Origin of the sequence: Oceanobacillus longus (genome assembly GCF_042650085.1) — a bacterium.
Taxonomy (GTDB): domain Bacteria; phylum Bacillota; class Bacilli; order Bacillales; family Amphibacillaceae; genus Oceanobacillus; species Oceanobacillus longus.
In genome coordinates, this window is the sequence record NZ_JBHSAO010000004.1 from 1 (window position 1) to 25,274 (window position 25,274).

At 35.2% G+C, this 25,274-nt stretch carries 20 protein-coding genes and 7 pseudogenes; 4 read left to right on the forward strand and 23 right to left on the reverse strand.

Going from position 1 to position 25,274, the window contains the following annotated elements; translation table 11 throughout:
- Nucleotides 1-93: 93 nt before the first annotated feature.
- Nucleotides 94-478, forward strand: a pseudogene (locus tag ACFOUV_RS06635) (transposase); the annotation flags it as partial.
- 442 nt (nucleotides 479-920) lie between these two features.
- Here the strand turns inward: ACFOUV_RS06635 and ACFOUV_RS06640 are convergent.
- The 15 genes and pseudogenes from ACFOUV_RS06640 to ACFOUV_RS06710 all read right to left on the reverse strand — a co-directional run.
- Nucleotides 921-1,055, reverse strand: a pseudogene (locus ACFOUV_RS06640) (IS256 family transposase); the annotation flags it as partial.
- A 293-nt stretch (nucleotides 1,056-1,348) separates the two neighbouring features.
- Nucleotides 1,349-1,465: pseudogene (locus ACFOUV_RS06645) on the reverse strand (IS4 family transposase); the annotation flags it as partial.
- A gap of 158 nt (nucleotides 1,466-1,623) precedes the next feature.
- Complete coding sequence (locus ACFOUV_RS06650) at nucleotides 1,624-2,694, reverse strand: phosphotransferase family protein (RefSeq protein WP_379496009.1); 1,071 nt, start codon at nucleotides 2,692-2,694, stop codon at nucleotides 1,624-1,626.
- Between the two features lie 31 nt (nucleotides 2,695-2,725).
- Entirely contained in the window at nucleotides 2,726-4,846 is a 2,121-nt protein-coding gene (locus tag ACFOUV_RS06655; RefSeq protein ID WP_379496010.1) for an acetate--CoA ligase family protein, read from the reverse strand.
- A 267-nt stretch (nucleotides 4,847-5,113) separates the two neighbouring features.
- Nucleotides 5,114-5,878 carry an enoyl-CoA hydratase/isomerase family protein gene (locus tag ACFOUV_RS06660; protein WP_379496011.1) on the reverse strand — a complete coding sequence of 255 codons (765 nt, stop codon included), beginning with the start codon at nucleotides 5,876-5,878 and terminating at the stop codon, nucleotides 5,114-5,116.
- 299 nt (nucleotides 5,879-6,177) lie between these two features.
- Nucleotides 6,178-6,717 (reverse strand): chromate transporter, encoded by a 540-nt coding sequence (locus tag ACFOUV_RS06665; protein WP_379496012.1) that lies wholly within the window; start codon nucleotides 6,715-6,717, stop codon nucleotides 6,178-6,180.
- Nucleotides 6,718-6,734: 17 nt separating this feature from the next.
- The gene (locus ACFOUV_RS06670; protein ID WP_379496013.1) at nucleotides 6,735-7,316 is read right to left on the reverse strand and encodes a chromate transporter; all 582 of its coding nucleotides are present in this window, start codon (nucleotides 7,314-7,316) and stop codon (nucleotides 6,735-6,737) included.
- 89 nt (nucleotides 7,317-7,405) lie between these two features.
- Complete coding sequence (locus ACFOUV_RS06675; protein ID WP_379496014.1) at nucleotides 7,406-8,926, reverse strand: tripartite tricarboxylate transporter permease; 1,521 nt, start codon at nucleotides 8,924-8,926, stop codon at nucleotides 7,406-7,408.
- Between the two features lie 54 nt (nucleotides 8,927-8,980).
- Nucleotides 8,981-9,430, reverse strand: a complete 450-nt coding sequence (locus ACFOUV_RS06680; protein WP_379496015.1) for a tripartite tricarboxylate transporter TctB family protein — start codon at nucleotides 9,428-9,430, stop codon at nucleotides 8,981-8,983.
- A 287-nt stretch (nucleotides 9,431-9,717) separates the two neighbouring features.
- Complete coding sequence (locus ACFOUV_RS06685; protein WP_379496016.1) at nucleotides 9,718-10,758, reverse strand: tripartite tricarboxylate transporter substrate binding protein; 1,041 nt, start codon at nucleotides 10,756-10,758, stop codon at nucleotides 9,718-9,720.
- A 726-nt stretch (nucleotides 10,759-11,484) separates the two neighbouring features.
- Complete coding sequence (locus ACFOUV_RS06690) at nucleotides 11,485-12,687, reverse strand: acyl-CoA dehydrogenase family protein (protein ID WP_379496017.1); 1,203 nt, start codon at nucleotides 12,685-12,687, stop codon at nucleotides 11,485-11,487.
- 160 nt (nucleotides 12,688-12,847) lie between these two features.
- Nucleotides 12,848-13,057, reverse strand: a complete 210-nt coding sequence (locus tag ACFOUV_RS06695; protein WP_379496018.1) for an FAS1-like dehydratase domain-containing protein — start codon at nucleotides 13,055-13,057, stop codon at nucleotides 12,848-12,850.
- Nucleotides 13,058-13,096: 39 nt separating this feature from the next.
- Nucleotides 13,097-13,273: a hypothetical protein gene (locus ACFOUV_RS06700; RefSeq protein WP_379496019.1), complete on the reverse strand. Its 177-nt coding sequence runs from the start codon at nucleotides 13,271-13,273 to the stop codon at nucleotides 13,097-13,099.
- 207 nt (nucleotides 13,274-13,480) lie between these two features.
- Nucleotides 13,481-13,753: a chromate transporter gene (locus tag ACFOUV_RS06705; RefSeq protein ID WP_379496020.1), complete on the reverse strand. Its 273-nt coding sequence runs from the start codon at nucleotides 13,751-13,753 to the stop codon at nucleotides 13,481-13,483.
- Nucleotides 13,754-13,960: 207 nt separating this feature from the next.
- On the reverse strand, nucleotides 13,961-14,731 hold the full coding sequence (locus ACFOUV_RS06710; RefSeq protein ID WP_379496021.1) for a GntR family transcriptional regulator: 771 nt from the start codon (nucleotides 14,729-14,731) through the stop codon (nucleotides 13,961-13,963).
- A gap of 297 nt (nucleotides 14,732-15,028) precedes the next feature.
- Here ACFOUV_RS06710 and ACFOUV_RS06715 point away from each other — a divergent pair, with 297 nt between their 5' ends.
- A complete protein-coding gene (locus ACFOUV_RS06715; RefSeq protein WP_379496022.1) occupies nucleotides 15,029-15,631 on the forward strand; it encodes a helix-turn-helix domain-containing protein in 603 nt (200 codons plus the stop codon).
- A gap of 21 nt (nucleotides 15,632-15,652) precedes the next feature.
- Nucleotides 15,653-16,258, forward strand: a pseudogene (locus ACFOUV_RS06720) (ISL3 family transposase); the annotation flags it as partial.
- Nucleotides 16,259-16,802: 544 nt separating this feature from the next.
- Here the strand turns inward: ACFOUV_RS06720 and ACFOUV_RS06725 are convergent.
- Nucleotides 16,803-17,060, reverse strand: a pseudogene (locus ACFOUV_RS06725) (zinc-binding dehydrogenase); the annotation flags it as partial.
- A 62-nt stretch (nucleotides 17,061-17,122) separates the two neighbouring features.
- Entirely contained in the window at nucleotides 17,123-17,269 is a 147-nt protein-coding gene (locus tag ACFOUV_RS06730) for a hypothetical protein (protein ID WP_379496023.1), read from the reverse strand.
- A gap of 332 nt (nucleotides 17,270-17,601) precedes the next feature.
- On the opposite strand from ACFOUV_RS06730, the pseudogene ACFOUV_RS06735 reads away from it, so the two are divergent.
- Nucleotides 17,602-18,629 (forward strand): annotated as a pseudogene (locus ACFOUV_RS06735) (IS3 family transposase).
- Between the two features lie 19 nt (nucleotides 18,630-18,648).
- Here the strand turns inward: ACFOUV_RS06735 and ACFOUV_RS06740 are convergent.
- From ACFOUV_RS06740 to pxpB, 6 genes and pseudogenes are all read right to left on the reverse strand, one after another.
- Nucleotides 18,649-19,047: pseudogene (locus ACFOUV_RS06740) on the reverse strand (isocitrate lyase/phosphoenolpyruvate mutase family protein); the annotation flags it as partial.
- Nucleotides 19,048-19,312: 265 nt separating this feature from the next.
- Entirely contained in the window at nucleotides 19,313-20,071 is a 759-nt protein-coding gene (locus tag ACFOUV_RS06745) for a tyrosine-protein phosphatase (RefSeq protein ID WP_379496024.1), read from the reverse strand.
- 1,029 nt (nucleotides 20,072-21,100) lie between these two features.
- On the reverse strand, nucleotides 21,101-22,516 hold the full coding sequence (locus ACFOUV_RS06750; protein ID WP_379496025.1) for a hypothetical protein: 1,416 nt from the start codon (nucleotides 22,514-22,516) through the stop codon (nucleotides 21,101-21,103).
- 230 nt (nucleotides 22,517-22,746) lie between these two features.
- Entirely contained in the window at nucleotides 22,747-23,709 is a 963-nt protein-coding gene (locus tag ACFOUV_RS06755) for a 5-oxoprolinase subunit C family protein (protein ID WP_379496026.1), read from the reverse strand.
- A complete protein-coding gene (locus tag ACFOUV_RS06760; RefSeq protein ID WP_379496027.1) occupies nucleotides 23,710-24,474 on the reverse strand; it encodes a LamB/YcsF family protein in 765 nt (254 codons plus the stop codon).
- An 18-nt stretch (nucleotides 24,475-24,492) separates the two neighbouring features.
- Nucleotides 24,493-25,215: a 5-oxoprolinase subunit PxpB gene (pxpB, locus tag ACFOUV_RS06765; protein WP_379496028.1), complete on the reverse strand. Its 723-nt coding sequence runs from the start codon at nucleotides 25,213-25,215 to the stop codon at nucleotides 24,493-24,495.
- Between the last annotated feature and the right edge of the window lie 59 nt (nucleotides 25,216-25,274).

Below are 25,274 nucleotides of genomic sequence, written 5' to 3' on the forward strand. Positions count from 1 at the left end.
TTTTTTATTTGTTCAACCTTCTAACATTTTGGTTGCAATACTCTGTACTTTTATTATGCATTAAACAGGAGATCGGACGGTAGGCTCTGATTCGATAAAGAGGAGAAAGAGACAGAAAACAGACGGAATGGTATAGAAAGAAAACCATCAAAGCGAGTTAAGGTGAAGTGGATGTGCCACGAGATCACGACGGTTCCTTTAATCCTGAACTAATACCGAAACGAAAAAAGACGTCTTTGCGTTTGAGAGTAAAGTGATCTCCATGTATGCACGTGGGATGTCATAACGAGATATTTCTTCAAGGATTGACAACATTTATGATTTTTCTGTTTCTCATGAAATGGAATCCGATATTATCGAGCAGCTTCTTCCTGAAAGGCAGACTCGTTCATTAAGTAACTGTTATGCGTTTGTATTTGCAGATTGTATGTATACAACCATTCGCATTCAATATGAAACAAAGAAATATGCCGTTTTTTAGGATACACCATCGAATATATCCCTTCCACAAAGACATTGTATAACTGGATAGATGAAGGGATTTTATCGGTAATTAATATGGATTTGCCATTGAAACTTCACCGTTCTACAAAGACTTCCAAATCTTGTAAGAACAAAAAGGTGCTTGGAACGAGTATTGAGGAATGTCCAGAATCTATCGAGACAAGGAAGAATTTGGTCATTGAGAAATTGATACTGTTCTGGGGCACAAATCAAAAGACGAGGCTCTCCTGACATTAGACCCATGGAGATTATCAAGCGCATTCCAAGTAAAAGTGCGCTAGCTGCAACCATTTTAGGTAATTTATTTTCATGATGTTCATCACTACTATGGCTTCGGCTGACTTCTAATACTTTAATTTAAATTCTATGTATCCATTCGTTCTTGCTTTCTGTCTCATTTAACCATCCTCCGACTAAGGAAGAACCTGGGTAATATCCAAAACCATTTCATGAGCTAAAGAAAAGATTCCCTCTATGGCTGAAGAAAAATCTCTCTCAGACATCCCACGTGCATACATTGAAATCACTTTATTCATCGCAGAAACGTCTCTAAATGATTATTCATTTCACCCTATAGCACAGCTTCAAACATAGATCCACAAATAACTCTGTGTCCTTTCTGTCTTCTACGGTCTTTGGTTGCTAGCTTACTAGAATCTGTTTTGCTAATTATTTAGCTGATTTCTTATCTCGCTTTGACTTAGTCAATAGATAAAAAACTAAACTATGAAGTAAGAGTCATACGCTCTCTTACTTTCACAGTTTAGTTTACATTCCTAACTGCACCCCTATTTATGCAATTTCAGGAATGTTTTAGAATATATACAAATTCATAAATCGTCTATGTTAATTTTTTCGTATAGTAATCTAATTTCATGGTTTTCACACTGTCTTCAAATAATTGAAGATTTATTGATGAAAACCATTGTCCAAATGAAGTTTTTGGTGTAATCTTGTCCATGAGTTTGGTCCTTTTATTTTTGGATTTGGACGGGTTACCACCTGACTATATCCATTATAAAGGACTTTTTCTTTACAAAACACTAAATTAGTGAAGATTTTGGGTATTTTTAATATTTGGTTTTAATTAATGCAACGCTAGTGCTATGGTATATAAAATTATATTTGTTTCATTGCCATTTCTAGTAATGCCCTTACTCGTCTGTGGTGATTTATAAAACGATCGTCTTGAGTGTATCCCCTCTTATAGCGATAATATATTTGTTGTGCGATAACTGAATTTTTAAAGTAGGCAAAAGTTAAATAATAGTTCATATTAGAAACATCACGGCCACTTTTTTTAGCATATTCTTCGATAAATTGATTTCTTGAGTAAAAACCGGGTTTTATAGTAATGGGGTTTCCACTAATTTCTTTTAATTCTATTGGATCATTTTCCTCTAACCAAAAGATAATAGCAGTTGCTAAATCAGCAAGAGGATCCCCTACAGTCGATAATTCCCAATCAAATACTCCAACAATTTTGCTATTATCTTCCTTATTAAACATTACATTTTTGAAATGAAAATCATAATGGATAATTGACGGAGATGGTGAAGTTGGTAAATGTTTAATTAACCATGCTTTTAATTGTTCAACACCTGAATAATCTTCGGTTTTTACGTCATCATATCTTTTAATCCAATTTGTAACTTGTCTTTCTAAGAACCCTTCAGGACGTGTCATATTTACTAATCCTGTATCTTTATAATTTATTTGATGTAAAGATGCCATAGTCTCTACCATATTCTGAGATATAGACTGAAATAACTGTGGCTTATCATCACTTTCTTTTATTACTTTCTCTAACAAAAACCCATTTCTACGTTCCATAACATAAAAAGGTGCACCGACTATGGAATTATCATCATAAAATAAATACGGTTTTGGCGCCATAGGAAAAACCGGATTTACCTCTTTAATGATGTTAAATTCCCTTTCCATATTATGTGCTTTTGGGTTTACGGGTCCTGCTGGGGCTCTGCGCAAAACCGCTTCCCATTCTCCAATCCGAACCAAATAAGTTAGGTTAGAATTACCTGTAGCAAACTGTTCTACAACTAGAGGTTCATTCGGTAAACTAGGTATCTTTTCTTTTAAAAATCCTTCTAATTTACTTATATCAACTTCTGCACCTTTTCTTACTGGTATCGTTTCACTGTATAAATTTTCTCTTGTATTCAATATCATTCTCTCCTTATGTCTTTTTTTATAACCATTTTTATTCTTGATTCACTCTTAATAATGCATCTAAAGCGATTACTCCTTCGCCCTTAGGTAAAACTTTAATTGGATTAAACTCTAATTCTTGAATTTCACTAGAATTTTGTTCCACAAATTTTGATACTCTGAAAATGGTATCAGAAAGAGCATCAATATCGTAAGTACTATCCCCTCGATACCCTTCCAACAAAGGCCACCCTTTAACTTCTCTTAATAATGTCTTGATTTCTTTCTTATCTATTGGAAGCACCCTCGTAGTAACATCTTTCAATAGTTCGACAAATATTCCACCTAGGCCGAATGTAATGGAGTGACCAAAAACAGGGTCTTTATTAAATCCAACTACTACTTCAATTCCCTCTTTTGATACAAAACTTTCTATTAACACCCCCTCAAAGTCAACACTGTTTAGATACCTTTGAACACTATTCTTTATTTCAGTGAATGCAACTTTAGCCTCTTCATCGTTTTTTATATTGATTTTCACTGCACCAACATCACTCTTGTGCGATATTTTATTAGAATTAGTTTTCATAACAACTGGATAACCTATTTTTCTAGCTACATTTACTACTTCACCTTCATTATAGGAAATCCCTCCATTTGGTGTAGTAATAAACTTTGTTAATAGTTGTTTAGTATCCCATTCACTTACAGCACCATTAAAATTTGATAGTCGGGAATCAATTTGAGTTAAATCTTCTAAATTATCCTCATCTATTTTAATACGAGATTGAAAGTTCAGACCAATTTCTGTAACTTTTGATAAGGCCTTTACACATCTTGTTATATCCTCATAGTAAGGAATATTATAACTTGTAGCTACGTCAAATGCAGCTTGTGACTTAACAGGTGATACAAAGCATACAAATTTATCGGACTGGAGTATAACATCTTTTAAGTCCTCGATAAATCCTTCTAATCCACCTAAGACCACAACAATTGAATCAAAGCGTTCTTCTTGTAATAACAGTTCAAAACATTCTTTGAAAATTCTTGGATCATTCATCACTTGAGCAGTAACATCTATAGGGTTCTGAGCAGATCCAAATGATGGTAATTTATTCTTTAATTTTTCTTTTATTTCATCTGAAGTAGGCACTACTTCCAATCCATATTCTGTTGCAGCATCTGCCATCATAATTCCATTTCCGCCAGAACCAGTTAGTATTCCAATTCTGTTTCCTTTTGGTTTTTTATTACTTACAGAAAGTTTCAATGTATCTAACAACTCTGTTCTGTCTTTCACTCTAATAACACCGTCTTGTTTAAAAGCAGTACTATATAATGAGTCTTCACCAGCTAGAGCTCCTGTATGTGAAGTAACTGCTTTTTGACCAGTCTCGGTAGTACCTACTTTTAACATTACAATAGGTTTCTCGAGATTCCGTGCTCGATTAGCAATTGCTCTAAACCTTTTTCCATCTTTCAAGGATTCAATATAACCACCAACAGCTTTAACTTCTGGTAGTTCTACCATATATTCTAGAAAGTCTAAGAATCCAAGGTCAGCCTCATTTCCTGTAGTTGCCCAGTAATTAAATCCAACTTTTTCATATTGAGCGTGATCTAATATATTAAATCCAATTCCACCACTCTGGCTAACGAAACCAATTGACCCCGTTACTTTTATGGAACTACCAAAAACTTCAGCAAAACTAAGTATCGTACCATTAGTAAGATTAGCAACACCTAAACAATTAGGACCCACTATATGCATTTTGCTTTGTTTTGCTATATTTAATAGTTCATTCTGAATTCTATTTCCTTCTTCTCCAGCTTCCGCAAATCCGCCCGCAAAGATAACTGCTGTCTTAACTCCCTTTTTAGCACATTCTTCGATTCCCTTTATAATTCTAGCTCCAGAAAGTGCTAAAATTGCTACTTCTACTGAACTAGGTACATCTAATATACTTCCGTAGGCTTTTAGGCCACCGATTTTATCATATTTAGGATTTATTGGATAAACCTCTCCTTTATATCCTTGTTTCAGCAAAAAATGAATAGGACGTCCACCTACTTTTGTTAAGTCTTTTGACGCTCCTATTATTGCTATCGACTTCGCATTGAAAATATTGTTTATTGTATTTATACTATTTACCCTATCTATTTCAATCATGATTTTATCCCTCCGAATATATCTGCTACTTTATTATTGCGAGAGGATTCCGTCCCTCTTTAGATATTCATATAAAAAATTTCAACTTAAATATTTTATGTTCTCTATTTGACTACCTAACATTAGAGGGAACTTCACTTTGGCACCTCTCATAATCCTTTCTTGGATTACAACTACATTTTCTTCTGAATAAACAAATCTTTCCATCGACAAAGTAGCGTGCCATAGTTGAAATTTTTCCACCTCTCAACTCTATTATATTTTTCGTTATTTCTTTATACTTTCTACAAAAGCTTTAACTCTCTCTTTATGTTCTGATGAATGTAAACACATAATTTGATTTGACATTTCTTGGTCAAGCGCAACATCAAAAGATACATCTTGGATATTATTTGATATGGATTTTATGATATCAACCGCAATCTCTGATGAGTTTGCTAAATCTCGCGCTATTTTTAACGTAGTGGTCATTAACTCTTCAGGTTCAACCAACCAATCAACTAATCCCCACTTTTCAGCGAGTTCACCATTAATGCTTTCACCTGTAAGCAAAAGGCGTTTTGTCTTCCCTAATCCAATTCTTCTTGACATCATATAGGAAACTCCTGCATCAGATACTAATCCTAATTTTATAAATGGGGCTGAAAACTTAGCTTTGGAAGAAGACACAATTAAATCCCCCATCAAAGCAAGTCCTAATCCAGCACCTATTGCAAAACCATTAACAGCACAAATAATTGGTTTTGGAGATTGATAGACAGCTCTAATCATATTGTTCATTTCTTTAAATATAGATCTTCTTTCAATAGCATTATTGTCTCTGGTTGCTTGGGCTTTTATATCTCCACCAGCACAAAAGCCTTTTCCTTCACCAGTTAAAACTATAACTCGTACTGTTTCATCTTTTAAGGATTGATTAATCGTTGAAAATAATTCCTTTTTTAAATCATCACTAAGTGCGTTTAATGCCTGTGGACGATTTAGAGTGATAACCGCTACTCTATCTACTAATTGGTAATCTATATAATTCAAAATAATCCCTCTAACTGCAAATCAATGCATCATTTTTATAGTTTATTATATTTTATCTAGGGACAGGGAGTAGCATATTCTGTTGATAAACCTCAAACCACTTTTGAAACATTATTTCTCCCTAATAATTAATATAGAATCTCGGCATTTACCGAGTTAGTGATTTCTTGATCCATCCTTTTCTCTAGCATATGCCTCTGTATACCATTACGCAGTTCGATAAAATCCTTCTGGATGCAGCACATGGTGCGGAATTCATTTATCAATAAATTAACCTCATTATTGAATATTCAATCTTTTCAAAATACAATTATCCCTCCTATCGCCGATATAAATATAACTACTATTGGATGAATTCTCTCAGTCTGCATTAAGATAAAAGACACACATAATAATAATAGAAAAAATAAGTTATTCCAAGAGATTTCAGTTGTAAAAATGTTCATATTAATAGCAAATTTAATTGCTGAATAGAATATAAGTGATACTACGACTGGCTTTATTCCATTAATTGCATCTGAAACATAGCGAAGTTCTTGAAAGCGTTTATAATGTTTTGCAATTAATATTAATATAATTAGGGAGGGTAACACTATACCAAAAGTTGTTAGGATAACTCCTAATAAACCCACTTTTTGATACCCTATCAAAGATGCACTATTAATTGCTATTGAACCAGGTAACATCCCCGTAAGAGCAAATGCCTCATTAACTTGTAAAGAGGTTAACCAACCTTCATCAATAACTTCCTTCCCAATTAGAGGTAACATAGCATATCCACCTCCAAAGGAAAAACAACCAATAATAAAAAAGGTCCAAAACAATTGAATATAAATCACTTTTATCCCTCTAAACTTTAGGTCTCACTCTCTTTTTTGTCTTTAGCATTTCTCTTTGTAATTACTATTCCAATCGTAGTTCCACACGTTATACCAAATAGAATTACAATTATCGGATTGATATTAAAGATTAGTAATACAAAAAAACTAATTACACTAATCAATATTGATGTTGTATTATGAAAAACCTTTTTCGCAACAGTATAACCAGCGTACAATATCATTGCAATTACTGTTGCGGAGATCCCATGAAATGCTGATTTAACAATCGGGTTATCACCCCAAACTTTAAACGAAGTATATATCATGATTACTATAATTGAAGTGGGAAGAATGCTCCCCAACAGCGCAGAAATCAATCCTTTAATTCCAGCTACACGGTAGCCAATAATTATTGCCGAATTAACTAAAACAGCTCCTGGTGCTGTTTGAGCAATAGCTAACATGTTTATAATTTCTGAAGAAGTAAACCACTTATGCTTTTGAACTACTTCTTTTTCAATTAAAGTGAGTGTAGCGTATCCCCCCCCAAAAGTGATTGGACTTATTTTAAGAAATGTCAAAAATAATTGTAATAGAGTTACCATTTCATTTTTCATTCTATATTCACCCTGTATAATCGATATACATCCTCTACCCTTTACGTCAATTGATTCATAAAAATACTTTATTTAGATTTAATTGGATGCTAAATTACCTTCTCACTTTCAATTATTTCTCCACTTTTATTTTTTCTATCCTTTCTCCATTGAATAATGAAGAATACAATAACACCTAGAATAACTAAAACTATAGCAAGTGAATAACCTCTTGTAACAAAAATAGAATAACTCCCATCCGTTAATACCAAAGTTCTACGCAAACTCTTCTCGATTATTGGACAAAGAATAAAAGCCATAATAAAACCAACCATGGAATAGCCCAATTTACGAAAAACATAACTAAACAATCCAAAACCTAGCGCAAACCATAAGTAAAAATGCAATCTTGTTGATACATAGACACCAATGAGAGAAACACATAATACAGCAGGTATTAGTATACTATTCGGTATAGTTACAATCCTCGCGAATAGTGGTGTTATCAATCTTCCTATTAGATACATTGCTAAAGTTGTTAAAAGAAACCCAAAAAAGATTGCATAAACTAAATTAGAATCATCCTGAAGTAATCCTGGGCCAGGTCGAATTCCATGGATAATAAAACCACCCATTACAATTGCAACCCCAACCGAACCAGGAATGCCTAAAGTAAATAGAGGTATTAGAGCTCCACCAACTGTAGCATTATTTGCTGACTCTGCTGCAGCTATACCTTCAGGATTCCCTTTTCCAAATGTTTCGGGGCTTTTAGATATTTTCTTTGCTATCGAATAAGAGAATACCGAACTAGTACCTGATCCCATACCTGGGAATATTCCAATAAGAACACCTATAATTGAGCCTATAGCTGTTGGTTTACCAACACTTTTTATATCTTTAAAAGACATCCTTGTGCTTAATCCTTTTTTATCTTTTGCTTTAAATTTCTTATGCAATTCTTCACTAATTAGTACGATAACCTCTGAAATCGCAAACATTCCTATTATTAATGCAATAACATTAATACCCTCAAATAAAGCTGGTTGACCCAACGTAAATCTGGATGCACCTGTGAATAGATCCATACCTACTGTCGCCGCCATTAATCCCAATACAACAGATATTACAGTTTTCACCCTATCTTTTTCTGTTCCCATAAAAATTACACCTATAAGACCCAGAAGAGCAAGCAGAAAATACTCAGGATCGTATATGAGTAGTGCGAATTTTCCGAAAGGCACTGATAAAAAGATTAAAGCTATCCCACCAATTAGTCCACCTATGGTTGACGCCACCAAGGAATATCCTAAAGCTTTCCCAGGAGAACTCTTTTTTGCTAGAGGATGTCCGTCAAATGTTGTCACTATCGCAGCACCTGTTCCAGGAATATTAAGCATAATTGCTGAGATGGATCCACCATATTCAGCTCCCTGAAAAGCTGCTAGCAGTAATAAAATTCCCGCTACAGGTTCCATATTATAAGTGATGGGTAATAATAAGACTAGAGTTAGCGCTATTCCAAGACCAGGTACTGAACCAAATAAGATACCTACAAATGTTCCTAATAAAATAGCAATCAAATTAGTTAAAGTAAAGAGAGTAAGTATATCAAACCCAAAAATATCCAATTCTCACCCTTCTTTCTAAGAATTATTTAACTAGACATGCGTGACCAAAAGTTATCAAAAAGTAATCATTAATATTTTCCCGAATATGAGATAAACCATTATCGTTAAAAATAAAGCAATCAATGCATTTATTACAATATTTTTTTTCCTCCCATATTTTTTTGTATAAAGCATCATTAGAGCAAACAGAAAAATGATCAAGTTGAGATAGAAAACACCTAGGTAGACCCAACTCAATACAAAAAAAACAGTTATTATAAATGTAGTTATCACGTATTTACTATTAGGCAAACTAATTTTTTCTTTATCCTTTTTTCGATATGTTTGGAATAAGCTTATTAGACAAAAGATAATTAATATAACAGATAGTAAGTTTGGAAAATAACTAGGTCCAATTGGTGAAGGATCAAATCCTTCCTTAATATTTATTGATATTAAATAATATCCAATCGTTATAAGGATTAAGGAAAGTGTAAATAGATAGTTTGCTAATCTTATATTCATTTATTGCACCAACCTTCTAACATAAATTTTATAGCCCCTTGCTATAGGTAGAGTGGCTGTTAAAATAAGAGGTTTTACATGGAGTATCTGGCATGATAGAATTTCTCTGCGTGAGCCAGTTCCTCTTCATATCGGCCATAAAACTCGTCATGCCACCCTGGCTCCATGTAAAACCGACTATGTTTCTATTGTTTTTCTTTATCCGACACACCAATTAGCGAGCCATTTTATATCCCATAAAACACCTTAAAGTAATACGTGATATTTTCATTGAATATAAGAGCTAATTATTCAATCATGCCGATATCTTCTAGAATTTGTTTTGTAGTTTCATAAGAACTATTAATGTTTTCACCGAACTGTTCAGGGTCACCGTAATTGATTTCAACCCCTAGTTTCTGTAACTCCTCAGTAACTTCTGGATCATCTAGAGTTTTCTGAAGAGCGTCATGGAGAATATTTATATAGTCTTCTGGTATATCTTTTGGTCCTACGAAACCAACATAAGGATTCAAATTAAGTTCGATTTCTATATCTGTAATTATTGGTATATCAATATCACTATATGACTCAGGTTTCTGATTATTAAGTATTAATAATCCACGCATCTCGCCAGAATCAATAAAAGATTTTGCAAAGGACGAATCCCCTATTATTGCTCCATCAATCTGTCCACCTAAAACAGCTGTGGTAGATTCACCACTACCATCATAGACAACAGGTGTAGTTTCTAAGCCTTCTTGTTGATTTATAACTTCCATAGGAATTCTTTCAACAAGTCCACCCCATCCATATTTAAATTCTCCTGGATTTTCTTTTACGTATTCTAACCATTCCTGATATGTTTCCCATGGCGCATCAGCTTTAACCAGCAAGATAGGAGAAGCTGCAGTTAAACTCATTATTGGACTAAAATCTTCATGAGAATAAACAGTATTTCCCATCGCAGGTTCCATTGACAAGGCACCTATAGTAGCTAACCCAATAGTATATCCATCAGGGTCTGCATTTTGAACCTCGGTCATTCCTACTGTACCTGTAGCACCTGGCTTATTAATAATTGCTATCGTTTGCTCATTTGGTAAATATTTACTTGCATGTTTTGCAATAACTCGTCCAACTAAATCTGTGGATCCACCAGCTTGAAAAGGAATAATTACCTCTATTGGTTTGTTAGGGTAATCACTACTCGCATTTTGTTCTTGTTCTTCCGTACCGGAGTTTTCTTCTGAGTCAGCTACTGATTCTGAACCCTTTGATTGAGAGCACCCTATAAGAGCCCAAATCATTATAGATATAGATATAAATAAAATAAGTTTATTTTTCATATTATCAAACCACCTCTTCTTATTTGATTTTCATAGATAAACTTTACCGCTATTGTTCTCATTACTATTTGTATTGATTTTGAAATCCTCATTGATTGCGATTGTGAATATTCAAACTCATAAGCCCCCCTCTCTTCTTAAAATTTCTTAGTCTTACAATCCGCCTCTGGTATGCAAGCGCTAACATTTATAAGGTTTTAATGACTGCTTGCTATTTAATGTTTAAGAAACAAATAACCCATGGTTGAAATTATCACACCTTATTTGCCAGCAGTATTCTCTTAGGTGCTTTATAGATAGTCAAGGAGAGCATTTGACAACCTTTAGCATTTAAGGGATAAGGGATGGCAAGATATTTATCAGTTGTACGATGTCCACGGGCTTTTCTTTTTACAGCTTGAACCTGTCTGCGATGCCTTCGTCTTTCGGTGACAAACTATCTTACAATTTTTTTTAGTTATTCAGCTATTGTAAATTATAGGCTCTACCTGGTAACGTAGTCATGGCGCACATCTTTTGCAGAGATAATTTTATACGATACGCACTTCCTGTTTGGTTTTCAAGCAACATTTAGCTTGACTACTTTAAAATTTGTTGTGCCAACTGCGCATTTTTTTACCTGAACTACACTCCATTTACCAATTTCATTATATGGAACTTATCAGGTATTTTATAAGGATTCACACTCTAGGAGTATCCTCTGTGAGACTATTTTTCAACCCAAAACTACTTCCCCTTTAACTCCAATCTTGCAACTACTTCACAATGTACTTCATCTGGTCCATCTCCAAGTCTCAGTGCGCGTGCTCGTGCATACATATATGCCAAAGGTGTATCGTCACTAACACCAGCAGCTCCAAATGATTGAATTGCTCTATCAACAACTTTACTTACCATTTGAGAACCAATTACTTTTATCATAGATATTTCTTTTCTAGCATTCTTACCACCAACTTTATCTATCATATAAGCAGTTTTTAAGGTTAGTAGCCGTGCTTGTTCAATTTCCATCCTTGAATCAGCAATCCATTGTCTAATGACGCCTTGATCAACTAATAGTTTTCCAAATGTAACTCTATTTTTAACACGTTCAATCATTAAATCAAGTGCCCTTTCAGCCATTCCAATTGTTCTCATGCAATGGTGAATTCTACCTGGTCCAAGGCGCCCTTGAGAAATTTCAAAACCTCTACCTTCTCCTAATAATAAATTTGAAGCAGGAACGCGAACGTTATTATATTCAATTTCCGCATGGCCATGTGGTGCATCGTCATAACCTAAAACAGGTATATAGCGTTTAACATTCACTCCAGTGGTATCTAGTGGTACAAGAATTTGACTATGTTGTTTATGTTTCGAACCTTCAAAGTTCGATTTACCCATAACTATTGCAATTTTACATCTCGGGTCATTGGCACCAGATGAAAACCACTTTCTTCCATTAATAACGTACTCATCGCCTTCTCTTACTATTGTTGTACTTATATTAGTAGCATCTGATGAACCAACTTCTGGTTCTGTCATAGAGTATACAGATCGAATTTCTCCATTTAATAAAGGAATTAACCATTTCTTCCTCTGATCTTCACTTCCAAAGCGAACGAGAACTTCCATATTTCCTGTATCAGGAGCACTACAGTTAAAAACCTCTGATGCAATGGATGATCTCCCCATAATTTCAGCAAGTGGTGCATATTCTAGGTTGGTTAAACCTGCACCATATTCACTATTTGGTAGGAATAAATTCCATAGTCCTTGTTTTTTAGCTTTTGTCTTCAATTCTTCCATGATTTGAGGTGCTTTCCAACGATTTCCCCCTTCGTTTAGTTGTTCTTTGTAAGTTTTTTCATTTGGATAGATTTCCTCCTCCATAAATTCATTTAATTTCTCTTCTAATTCTTTGACTTTGTCTGTGTGTTCAAAATACATCTCTACATCCCCTTTTTTCATTAAAATATTTTCCGCTAATATATAGCGTAGTATTCTTTTAATTTACTTCTATTCTTAGTAATGAATATATTTCGTGTATTGCAATATTAAGTTAGCCACCTATATAGAATCCGGTATATGCATCAAAGTGTGAGTTTGACTATAGGTAAGAAGAGGCAGAACGAAAACCCAATTTCCTCGCAGCTTCTTCTTCATAAAAAATAGGATTATCCTCTTTGATTGCTCTAGCAAACTCACGAATTTTACCCCTTTCTAATGGATATCCTTCAATTTTGTAGAGTTCCGTTTCAACCATGCTTTTCAATCTATTAACTAGTTCTTCAGATATACTTGTGCTGATTTTCATCATCCTCCATCGGTTTAAATACTAAAGTGACAATTAAATATATTAAACCTTTATATTTTCTAAGTTTTGTAATGCAAATAAGCCTTTACTATTATATCCTCCAACCGCAATAACACCATTGTTGACATCTGGTAATTGGCATTTTTCTGCTTGACCTCGTAGCTGTAATGCAGATTCATATAAATGTCCAATACCATGCAAACGACCTTCGCATAACATCCGCCCATTGTTGTAATAGGCATAACAGCTTCCTTACCTCTAAGCACTGCTTCAGTAATATAGTTACCCATATCCTCAGCTTGCATAGTTCAAGATGTGCAGCCCAGATAAATGAATCGAAACTAAACCCATCATAGAAATAAACCATCGGATGATAGCCTACAGTACCATAGGTGTGTTGAACGCAATCGACTCCTGTTCGTCAAATCAAATTATAATAAATGAAGGTAGTATCATTCCTATTGTTGCAACTATTATCCCCACAAATCCTGCGGTTTTATATCCAACAAATATCGCAGCGTTCATACCTATTGATCCAGGTAGCATACCAGAAATTGAAATAGCATCTGTTAGTTGTTCAGTTGTCATCCAACCTTGGCTTGTTACCCGGCTATCTATAAGTGGTAAAGCTGCATATCCACCACCAAATGAGAGACTACCTATTATAATAAAGTTCCAAAATAAGCAAAATAAAAGCATTGCCACACCTCTACAAACAGCCGTGTATATTTATATAATTCACACTAAATTAGCTTATGTTTAGAACTCTCCTTTCCTATACCAAATGTAATCGGACTTATTTTAAAAAATACAAAGAATAATTTCCGTAGAGTATTCGTTTTTATCTTCATCAAATCATCCTTCTGTTTGATGTAACGATACATATTTGAGAAAAAATATTGTTTACTAATTAAATTCTAAACCTGATATATAATTCCCCCTATCTTCAGCATTTTCACCTAAAGTAAAAGAGAACTTTCCTTTATCTCCTCTCATTATTCTTCTTTGGATTGTGATGGCGCTTTCACCAGAGTAAATAACTCTTTCTAAAGATAATGCAGGGTTCCTTATTTCTACTTCTAAATAATTTGATTCAAATTCATTAATAGCTATAGGTTCTATATCTAAGGTAGAATGGGTGAAGTTAAATTTAAGTTCTCTTTCAAGATAATCAAAAAATGCTATACTTGCTAAGTTTTGTTCTAATATCTTTGGTGCATATTTATATGGGATATGAATCGTTTCTAGAATAAATGGATTGTCGTTAACTAAACGAACACGAATGATTTTGTATATTTCCTCAGAATCTATTAGTTGGAAAATTTCCCTAATACGTTTAGAAGAAGTTCTGTCTACATCTGCATAAATCACTTTAGAACTTGGTGTTAGCCCTTTCTTCATAACTTGCTGATTAAAACTAATTTCCCCGATTAAATCATGAACAATTTTTGATTTAGAAACAAAAGTTCCAACACCTTGCTTTCTGTAAATTAGTCCCTCTGTAATCAATTCATCTAATGCTTTTCTAATAGTAGAACGACTTACATTATACGTTTCCATTAGCTCTCTTTCAGGTGGCACTTTATACTGCTCTTTCCAATATCCTCCTTTTATTTTTTCCCTTATAATTTCTTTAAGTTGATGATAAAGAGGAATAACACTATATTCATCTAACATATTTTCACCACCTCGTAAGTTTTAGTTTAAAACTAAACATAACAACATGTTATACGGACCAATGTTTATATAAAATATTATAACGGAATGTTTTGCATTGTCAAATATTTATTTAAATTTTAAATAATGCGAAAATAGATAAATGGGATTATATTAAAATATTATTTTTAGTAATCAATAGAGTTAAACAGTTTTATGAATTATTTTGCTTCTTCGCTATTTAATATTTAGTTTAAGGTTTCATAAAGCTGTCGATACTAGGTAAAAACTATTAAATTACTTAGGAGCGTATGCCTTATGAAAGACTTTCAAGAGAAGTATAATGTATTCCAATCTGCTCTGGATATACCTGAACCATGGTATGTGTTTCATCATGAATTAGCTAAAGAAGAGACATTGCACATCTATATTGAATACAGATCAGGCGCTGTATTTTCATGTCCTAATTGTGGAAACACTAGTTGTAAAGTTCATGATATTCTCGATCAAGATCGTACGTGGAGACACCTTGACTTTTGGCAATATCGAACGATTCTTCATGCAAGAATGCCTCGAGTTAAATGTGAATCGTGCGGTAAAATACTCACCGTCGAAATTGACTGGGCACGGCCAGGTGCAGGGCTTTCCCTATTTTTTGAACACCATGTTATGTCGCTAATGGTTGAAATGCCAGTTAATGCAGTGGCTCGCAAAGTTGGTGAACATGATACTCGCCTTTGGCGCGTATTTAAATATTATGTCTATAAAGCGATGGAAAACATTGATATATCAAATGTTTCACGTATCGCCATGGATGAAACGTCTCGTAGAAAAGGGCATAAATACGTGACATTATTTGTTGATTCAGATACTAAACGATTATTGTTTGCCACGTTAGGTAAAGGTTCAGAAGTATTATAGGATTTTTGTCAGTTCCTTGATAGTAAAGGGGGCTCACCCTCTCAAATCAAAGAAATATGTTCTGATATGTCCCCGTCATTTATTTCTGGAATTGAAGAAAACTTCCCGGATGCGTCCATCACCTTTGATAAATTTCATGTAATGAAATTGGTTAATGAAGCGCTGGATCAAGTAAGGAGACAAGAACAGGCCACAGAACCATTACTAAAAAAGTCACGCTACATGTGGCTTAAAAATCAAGAAAACTTAACAGAAAAGCAAGAAATTAACTTTACCAAATTAAAGGACATGGACTTAGCAACAGGTCGTGCCTATCGCCTGAAATTATCCCTGCAAAATATGTGGACAAGGTCACCTTTTATTTCCGAGATGTATTTTGACGCATGGTATGACTGGGCAATACGCTCTCAACTAGGGCCTATGATCAAGCTCGCGAAGTCATTAAAAAAGCATAAAGACGGTATCTTAAGATGGTTTGTCACTAAAATGACCAACGGTTTGCTTGAGGGTATAAATAGCTTAGTTCAGGCTGCCAAAAGAAAAGCTCGTGGATACCGTTCTACGGACAACTTCATTGCCATGATCTATGCGACGGTTAACAAGCTGGATTTAATCGTTGAACACTGACTAGAGTTGTTCCTTCGTTTGCTTGCAAACAAGGAATGATAGATTCAACTACGTACTAGTAAACTGTTTTTTCAACACTATATGGCGAAGAGCCAAAAATTATTTTTAGGATTTATTGTATTTTTAACTATCAAAAAAGCCCTACTAGAAAAAAACACCAGCAGGACTATATAAAAATTTTATTAATCTTTACCTATTAATCCAAAAAGCTCAAGTCACTATTTCACAAAGGCATTGTGACAGTTCTCCAAGCTCTTTTGCGAAGATAGAAAAGCAACGGTGTTTGTAATTATTAACTCTTCTATTGTTTGTAGTAGCAATACAAGCAATAACAAATTGGATGAATAATTTCTTTAAAACTTTAGTGGCTTTTTGAACTCGCTCTAATATTATTTAATTACACATTGTACATAAATTGAATTCATATATTATGGTTTTAGAATAATTTTCCCTTTCGTTTTTCTTCCCTCCATCAGGTCATGAACCTTTGCTGATCATTCCAATGGATAAGCACCACCAATGTTGACTATTAACTGCTTTTTCTTTATATAGTTAAACAATTGTTGTATAACTTTGTTATTTTCCTTATAATCTTTCCAATCCCCCAAAAAGAAACCTGATACCGTCTGATTTTTTTCATTAATTGACGTGGGTCGAATAACGTCTCTGTTCTACTAGAACGACCGTATACAATCATTCTTCCAAAAGAAGACATACATTTTAGACTTTTATAGAAAATATCATTACCAACCATTTCTAGAATAATGTCTACTCCTTTACCATCTGTAAATTCATAAACTGATTTTCCCCAGTTATCATCGGTTTAATTTACTAATAAATCCGCACCAAGGGATTGCGCTAATTCTAGTTTATTATGGTACTTGCTGTTGCAATCACATGCTTAGCACCAAAAGTTTTGGCAAGTTGAACGGAAATAGTGCCAACTCCACTAGCAGATGCATGAATACGGACTGTTTCCCCATTTTTCATTCGAGCCATTTCTTGTAACATAAAATAGCTGTGAGTCCCTGCAAAGGGGTTGCAGCTGCTTCTTCAAATGTAATTTCATTAGGTATTAGAGTGTTTTTTACTTCGCTAACGGATATATATTCTGCATACCCACCACCTCCAATTACCAAAGCTACTACCCGATCACCAGGCTTAAAAGAATGACATAATTCCCTTACTTCTTATACGATGTTTCTCCAGTTATATATGACGACATTGGATAGGTTACACTTTGTTGAAAAAAAAAAAAGGGCAAGTAGAATAATAGATAGCTAGTGAGGAGAATCTATTTTGTCCAGTAAAAGAAGAAGTTTACAACAGAATTTAAAAAGCAAGTGGTTGCATTATATGAGAATGGTAAAAGCCGCCAAGATATTGTCAGTGAATACGAATTAACACCATCTGCTTTAGACAGATGGATTAAGCAATTTCAGCAGTCTGGGTCTTTTAAAGAGAAAGACAATCGAAGCCCTGAAGAACAAGAATTGATTAAGTTAAGAAATAGAAATAAGCAGTTAGAAATGGAAGTTGATATTTTAAAGCAAGCCGCGCTGATCATGAGACTAAAATAGAAGTGATTGAAAAAAATCGTCACAACTATTCGGTATTAGCAATGTGCGAAGTCCTGCAATTAGCTCGAAGTACTTTTTACTATGAAACAGAAATAGCAGTACAAAAAGAACAAGAAAAAATTGCGGGAGAACAAAAATTAAAAGAAAAGATACTAGTCATTTCAACAAAAACCGCAAAGTATATGGGACGCGTAAAATTAAAGATTCCCTTTCAAAAGAGGGTTACACGATTTCCATACGGCGCATAGGTAGACTTATGAGTGAACTTGGGATTCAATCAAAATATGCACAGCCATCCTATAAAACAATGACAACTCGACCAAACGAAGAAGCAGTTGAAAACCTGTTAGATCGGGAATTTAACGTCGATGAAGCGATGTCTGTGTTAGTTAGTGATTTACGTATGTCAGAGTAGGAAAGCATAAGGACGCAGCTTAAGTTCAACGTGCCTTCGCAACGGTAAAACAACCATTAGAAGCGGTGAACGTATTTCATACAGATCGCGGTTCTGAATTTAAGAATGTTGGAATCGATGAACTATTAAGTGAACATAACATTGAACGCTCTCTAAGCGAAAAAAGAAACCCTTATGATAATGCGGTGTCCGAAACGACATTATAAGATACTAAAAACCGAATTAATAAATGATATGTACTTTGACACCTTTGAACAGCTATCCCTTGAACTTTTTGATTATGTCAATTGGTACAAAATAATATCCGAACGCACGGCACTCTTGGTTACTTAAGTCTGTAACATGCCGAAACATGGCCCTTAAAAAAATTGTTTGATTTAGTGTTCACATACTAGAGTTCCCTGCTCTTTAATTAAACTAAAAATACGCTCATAAGCTTTCGCAGCTACTCGAAGCGAAGTTACGGGATAAATGACCATAATGAATCCCATATCTTGAAAGGCATCTGCTGTTATAAACGGAGTCTTACCAAATTCCGTCATATTCGCAAGTAAAGGAACTTTTATATTATTTGCAAACAAGCGAAATTCTTCTTCATTTTGTAATGCTTCAGGGGAAATTGCATCCGCACCGGCATCAATATATGCTTGCACTCTTTCATAGGCTGCTTCTATCCCTTCTACAGCCTTAGCTTTCGTTCTTGCTACAACAATTAAGGATGGGGCTACCTCTTTGATAGCCTTAATTTTTTGTGACATTTCTTCTGTTGTAACAAGCTGTTTTCCATTTAGATGTCTTAAATTTACACTTCAACCTTAATATAATCATAGGATTTATAAAGTTTGAACAAAAAGTCACTAAAAGAGAACCATCATCCTCCTTATTAATTTTATATTCATGATTTTCAGCAATTATTATGAGAAAAAGCAACTCTACTCAAAAAACGACTGAACGCCACTTTAATAATCACTAAGCTCTGTAACTATCCCATTCGAGAAGAAGACTATCTTGTAGATGACCTACGAATTACGCAGGACGCTTACGTCTTTAAATTTCCCCCTATACTTCTGTATTAATCCCATTAGTTTCATTTCCTATAAATTTTTTCTTTAGTAACTTTATTTCCCAATTTTCAATACCTATTTCTTTTAAATAACCTTCTGTATTTTTATATTTCTTATTGATATATTGTAAAAACGCAAGCATTGTTTCAGGTTCACTATCAAGGATGGCTTTGTCTACTATTCCATATCTTACTGACAATTTTCTCCATCTTTCCTCAAGCTGTGGGTGGAGATAGGTGGCTGAAAGTGCATAGTTTTCAGCAATCATTTGTTGAGAAACACCAACCAAATCAAGTAGTAAGGCTGCAAAAATACCTGTTCGATCTTTTCCCGCTGCACAATGAAACAAAACCGCTTTATCCTTCTCTGCGATAAAATGTTGTATGACCTGATAAATACTTTTTTGGTTTTTATCTATAATATTGCAATACAATTCCAGGAGACTTTTAGGTGCTTCTTCTTTTATTTTAACAGGATTTAAAAATGGAATATTGACATATTTGATCCCCAATTCCTCATAGAAAGAGTAGGGATCTTCATGTGGATATCGAAGGTCGATGATTAATCCAATCCCTTTTTGAATTAGAGCTTTTTGACTTTCTAATGGTAACCGATCAATCGAATCCGAGCGAAAATATTTTCCCCATTGGGTGTATTTTCCATCAGTTGTCGGATATCCTCCTAAATCTCGAAAATTAAGAGTTCCAATTAAACTCACAAAGCGTCGCTGATCCTTAGATTTTAATTTAGACACATTTATGACCCCCATGTATATTATTTTGTTATCCATCCAATCAACCAAAATTTTTGTAATCTTTCTCTCTTTGAACATCAATTCCAAATGATGACATCCAGAATCCTAAAAGAGGTTAAATAATCATTTCCAAAGTCATGATCAGCTGGTTGTACATTGTTCCTTCTCTTTCGTCCCCTGAAAACGGTCTGTTTTTTACGCCATTATATATATTTCACTTCATTTTTCCAATCTAAAAAAACTACTTGATAAAAATAAATACGAACATCATTTATGACGTCTTCATGTTTTAATGAGACTAGAGAAATCATCATAAAAATTTCCTTTGCTATCAGAATGTTACAGGAAAGATAATTGCACCAAGTGCACCACAAGCTAACCAAATATCTTTTTACCCCGGTTTTGATAAACCTAGTTCATGGAGCCAGTGCTAAGAATAATTGTAAGAGATTTAAGGTTATTAAAATAGGTAAGATAAATGAATTCAATAGAAATTTTTCAATAATTATTATTAATAAATCTACGAAGTTATCCTTAAAATGATTAACCCTAACTGTTAACGTTTACATTAAACTCATTGCAACGTATTTCTAAACCCCCTCTGTTAATAATATGTTCGCAGACTGTTGGCTTCTTGTCAATAATTTTATAATATTCTAAAATGAATAAATACAATGAATAAATAAAATATATAGTTTTAAAAACAATGAACAAAATTTCTGGCACAGCTCTAAAACTTTTTAAAGAAGAGAGCTTTAGCCAGGTTACAGTTGACGAAATCATTCAAAAAACAAATACTTCTTAAGAGCTACAAATTTTTAAAAATGGACAAAAAGAAGATGAGTTTCGCGGGGATTATTCACCAGAAAAAATGTTAGGAATTTGCCTGCAGATAATGCGAGGAATTTTATATGATTGGAGTATTCAAAAAGCTGAATTTTCGTTAATAGATGAACATGTGGATTTGTTTGAAGTAATGATAAATGGACTAAGGAAAGAAACAGAAAAATAGGTGGGTTTTATACCCACCTACCACCCCAAATAAACCCTTCCCTGCACATACCCCATCACCAGCACATAAATAACCAGCGCATACTTCCAATTAAACAGCACCCCATTCTTAAACCCACTCAATCCATTGGCACCACTTAAAATAATAATCGGCATAAGCACCGGAGATAACAGGATGGAAATAGAACTCCCAAGAGTAACTGCGAGCACAATAAGTTCCGGTGGATATGGAAGGTAAATAGTTTCTAGGATTCCCGCAACAAGAACCATTACCGTTAATGGTCCGAGACCGACAAAGCCTAGAATAATAACCATAAATGGCAAGAAGTATAATACATTTAGGAAAGGTAATATCTCCTGCATGGAATAAATACCGTTCACAACGAAGCTTGCAAATCCGGTCTGAGTCAGTGCGAAAATAAGTATTCCAGCGCCCAGCATGACACAAAGCTGATAGGATTGACGTGCCATATCCTTTTGTACATAACTTTTTGCAGTATGAAAAAAGTTATTTATTTTGCGCTTGATCACATAATAAGTACCAATCCATACCATAACGACTAATGGAATTAGAACAAGCAGCTCCACTTCCACAAAAGCATTTAATATAAATATCGAACCAAAGAGCGATATAAATAAGACAGCAAACTCAATCACATGACGGTTCATTTCTTTCTTGTTGGAAGAATGGCTGAGGAGGTCCTCTATTTCAGTTGTTAGCCCAGCCGTCAGGTCCACGCCATATTTTTTCTCCTCGAATTTAGAAAAAATCAGCGCTACAAAGATGCCAATAGTCGATACGATCATCCCTTGCACAATGGTTATTCCAAGGTTTGCATCCATGGTTTCCACTACAAATGCAAAACTTGGAATGCTGACCACCCACATGACAGATAGAGCGAATCCGCGAAGTACAGCAGTTCCTTTGAAATGCTCCCACGCTTCACCCTTCTCGTCTTTTAAGATCATGTTCACAAATTGATACATCATTGGAATCGATCCAAACAACAGAAAGTATGCGATAATTTGTGTAAAAGAAATAATGCCGAAATAAAACTTCCTGCTCGTATTCAACAGACGATGGCCAAAACCCATAATCGCTTCCAGATAAGGTTCTTCACGCAAGACCCAGCTGATCATCGGAACAATAACGAGTAAACCAATCATATTTCGCATCTGCAAAAACCCATCCCTCACACCCTGGATCATCGATGTATCCGAAAAAATTAAAATGATCATTCCTACAATAAACAGACCAAATGGCATTTTAATTTTAGGAGGTGTATAGATGATTACAGCAAAGAAGAAAATACCTATGCCGCTGATGGAGAGGAGATTTAGTAGAATTGTATTTTCATAAAAATAGGTGTAGAAATGCAGAATCGTAAAGATGATAATGGAAATGGTAAGTCCCCATTGATTAACTGTCTTCATGGTAAATGCTCCTAAGTAACTTTTTTATTCTTATCTTTTCACAAATTTCATCTTTCGTCTAGAGCAGTTGGTATGTTCCCTGCTCTTTAACTAGAAAAAGCAATTCTTCTACTCTACGTAAGAGTAAAAAAATTGCTGTTTTTTATTCCCCGGGAAATATTTTGCCGAAAATTGTCCGTATATTACCTTTATCCTTCGACAAAATCGTTAGTTGTTATGATTTCCACCTATCAATGTAGTACTCCTGCTCGTAAACTTAGCTTTCTCAATAAAATTTCCCGTTCTATATACAGTCTCTGCGCATCTTCCACGCTCACCGCTTCAAACTGCAATATACTGCCGGACAACTTCTGGACAACATAGGGAAGATCAACGGAAATAACTGTTGCGATTCTTGTATAGCCACCGGTCGTTTGCCTGTCTGCCAATAGAATGATAGGCTGCCCATTTGCAGGAACTTGTATTGCTCCGGGTAAAATGGCATCTGAAATAATGTCAGCTCCATCCACATGAGAAAGCTCCGGTCCTTCAAGACGGTAGCCCATTCGATCAGACTGTGTGGTCATTTTAAATTGGGACGCACAAAACGCTTCTACCATACTGTCCGTAAATGCAACCAGATCCGGTCCCAATACAACGCGGATTTTCCTCTGCCTACCATAATCTGGCACAGCCCGTTCCGATAGGCCTCGTCCGGAAAGCTGCTTCAGTGGCTTCCTCGCTTCTCCCGCTTCCAGACGATCACCCTTTTGCAGATTGCGACCATCGTAGCCACCTAATTCTGCTTTTGTGTATGTAGACTTGCTTCCCATGACCACAGAGGAATTAACGCCACCCGCTGCAGAAATATATGCATAACTACCAATTTTAGGTTGTCCAAATGTTACGCGTTGTCCCTTTTTAGCTGAAAAGGATTTCCAAACAGCCACCGGTTCTCCATCCAATTCAGGGGATAAATCCGCACCACAAATCGCAAGTACCGTATCTTCCAGGACATAAAGCTCCGGCCCCATAATAACGACCTCAAGAACAGCCTCATCCCGACGATTGCCGACAAGTAAATTTGCAATTTGCAATGCATAACTGTCCATTGCACCTGATTCGACAACACCATATTGCTGAAAACCTGTCCTTCCAAGATCCTGAACAGATGTTGCCAATCCTGACTTTATAACTTCAAATAGTTTCCCCATTTACTCCCCTACTTTTTCTATAGAAATACCTTGTGCAATCAACTCTTTAGACAGTTTCTTTGCGAATTCTAATGATTTAGGTTCATCTCCGTGAATGCAGATTGTGTCTGCTTGAATCGCTATATCAGAGCCATCCACAGCTTCTACTTTTCCATCCTTCACCATTCGAATAACTCGGTGGACTGCCTCATCAGCATCTTCGACCATCGCATTTTTAAGCGTTCTTGAAGTTAAAGAGCCATCTGGTTGATATGTACGATCAGCAAAAACTTCCTCCGCTACAGTCAGTCCTGTTTTTCTCCCCATATGAACAAGTTCACTGCCTGCCAATCCAAAGAGAATAAGACCTGGATTAATGGCATAAACAGCCTCAGCAATTGCCTGAGAAATCTCTTGACTTTTATCTGTCATATTATATAAAGCACCATGCGGTTTTACGTGATTTAATCTGTTACCATTAATTTTGGCAAACGTTTCGACCGCACCTACCTGGTATACGACAAGATTATAGACTTCTTCTGGATCCATTTTCATTGGACGACGCCCAAAGCCGATTAAATCCTGCAGTCCGGGATGTGCTCCAAGACCTACATTTTTTTCTGTCGCTTTTTTTACCGTATGCTGGATAACGTTATGATCCCCGGCATGATAGCCGCAAGCAATATTGGCAGAGGATATATAGTTCATCACTAGATCATCCTGCCCAATTGTATATGCACCAAAACTCTCTCCCAAATCGCTGTTCAGGTCGACATGATGTGCCATCGTACCTCTCTCCCATCTTCATTCTTTCCGTTTTTCCATGTGCGGAATATAATTTCCTGCTTCCATATCCTTTTCAATTGCTGCAAATTCCGCTGCATTGATTGCAAAAAATCGAACATAGTTCCCTGCTCGAAGCAAAATAGGTGTTTCCCGGTTTGGATCATATATTTTCAATGGTGTTTGTCCAATGATTTGCCAACCTCCTGGCGACTCGAGTGGATAAATTCCGGTCTGTTCACCGGCAATGCCAACCGATCCTAAGGGGATTTTTGGACGCGGATTGGAGAGCCTTGGCGCGGCAATTTTATCAGACATGCCACCTAAGTATGGAAAACCTGGGATAAAACCCATCATGTAGATTAAATAGTCTGTTCCAGAGTGAATCGAAATCACTTCTGACTCATCAAGCCCATTTAAATATGCAACCTGTTCAAGGTCCGGTCCTTTTTCTCCCCCATAAAGGACCGGAATATGAATGACCTCAGCTGCAGGCAATTCGATTGCCGACAATTGATTTTGCATCGATTCGATTCGTTTTTTTAACGAATCATACAAAATGTAATAAGGGTCATAAATAATAGAAACCGCTGTATACGTCGGGATCCATTCGATGACACCTGGTATATTTTCTTCTTTAAGATACATGCAAAAATTCCGGATTTGTTCATTTGTGTTCTTAGAGATTGTTTCACCAAATTGAACCCGTAAACCTGTATCTCCATAAGTACTAATTTGAAACACTCGTATCCACCACCCATAAAGAGTTAAGAGAAGAAACGGATTTCTCGTCTTTTTATTGT